Origin of the sequence: Streptomyces anatolicus (genome assembly GCF_019400875.1) — a bacterium.
Taxonomy (GTDB): Bacteria; Actinomycetota; Actinomycetes; order Streptomycetales; family Streptomycetaceae; genus Streptomyces; species Streptomyces anatolicus.
This window is the reverse complement of record NZ_WMBF01000809.1, coordinates 1-1545: the sequence shown is the minus strand read 5'-3', so window position 1 is coordinate 1545 and position 1545 is coordinate 1. Positions and strand designations below refer to the sequence as shown.

Genomic DNA, 1545 nt, shown 5'->3' with positions numbered 1-1545 from the left:
GAGCGGCGGTCTAGGGGCCCCACGACGGCGGGGAAGAGGCGATAGCACCCCGCGCCGCGCGCACATCCGGGGCAGGCCCACGCCCCCGGCCGCACCGGCCGAGGCTCAGGAGGCCTCCCCCTCCGCATCCCGCAACAGCACGGAAAGCAACCGCACAGCCCCCCGCTTGTGCAACGGCTCGTTGCCGTTGCCGCACTTGGGGGACTGGATGCACGAAGGGCACCCCGCCTCGCACTCGCACGAGGCGATCGCCTGCCGGGTGGCCGTGAGCCACTCCCGCGCCGTGTGGAAGGCCCGCTCGGCGAACCCGGCCCCGCCGGGATGACCGTCGTACACGAACACCGTGGGAAGGAGCGTGTCCGGATGCAGCGGCACGGAGACGCCGCCGATGTCCCAGCGGTCGCACGTGGCGAACAGCGGCAGCATGCCGATGGAGGCGTGCTCGGCGGCGTGCAGGGCGCCGCCCAGGATCTCGGGATGGACGCGGGCGGCGTCCAGCTGGTCCTCGGTGACCGTCCACCAGACGGCGCGCGTGCGCAGCGTACGAGGAGGGAGTTCCAGCTTGGTCTCGCCGAGGACCTCGCCCGTGATGAGCCTCCTGCGCAGGAAGGAGACGACCTGGTTGGTCACCTCGACGGAGCCGTAGCACAGGCGGCCCTCGCCCCAGGGGACCTCGACGTCCGTCTCCAGGATGGAGATGGAGGTGGTGTCGCGCGCGGTCGTGGAGTACGGCGGCACGGCCTCCTCGACCAGGGCGACGGAGTCCTCCAGGTCGAGATGGCGCACGAGATACGTGAGGCCTTGGTGGAGGTGGACGGCACCCTCGTGCACGGTGGCGTGCGCGGCGGACGCGTCGACGGTGCCGAGCAGGCGTCCCGTGCCCTCCTCGACGATCTGGACGGGCTTGCCGCCCTCGCCGCGGATGTCGGTGAGGTCGGCGGCCCGCTCCCGGCGGGTCCAGTGCCAGGCCTTGGCCCGGCGGCGCAGCAGCTTCGCGGCTTCCAACTGCGGAAGCAGCTCCGCGGCGGCGGGACCGAAGAGGGCGAAGTCCTCGTCGACGAGGGGGAGTTCTGAGGCGGCGGCGCAGAGATGGGGGGCGAGGACGTACGGGTTGTCGGGGTCGAGGACGGTGGATTCCACGGGCTGCCGGAAGAGCGCTTCGGGGTGGTGGACGAGGTACGTGTCCAGCGGGTCGTCCCGGGCGACCAGCACGGCCAGGGCCCCCTGCCCGGAGCGCCCCGCGCGTCCCGCCTGCTGCCAGAGGGAGGCGCGCGTGCCGGGGTAGCCCGCGATGATGACGGCGTCAAGACCCGAGACGTCCACGCCGAGTTCGAGGGCGGTGGTGGCGGCGAGGCCGAGGAGTTCGCCGGAGTGCAGGGCGCGCTCCAGGGCGCGGCGCTCCTCGGGGAGGTAGCCCCCGCGGTAGGCGGCGACGCGGCGGGCGAGGGCGCGGTCGACCTCGGAGAGGCGTTCCTGGGCGATCACCGAGATCAGCTCGGCGCCGCGCCGGGAGCGTACGAAGGCGACCGAGCGGACGCCCTGGAC

The 1545-nt window shown here is 73.4% G+C and carries 1 protein-coding gene; it reads right to left on the bottom strand.

The features are described from left to right. Positions 1 to 105: 105 nt before the first annotated feature. On the bottom strand, positions 106 to 1545 hold a 1440-nt coding region (locus GKQ77_RS32635), incomplete at its 5' end, for a Zn-binding domain-containing protein (protein WP_219692765.1).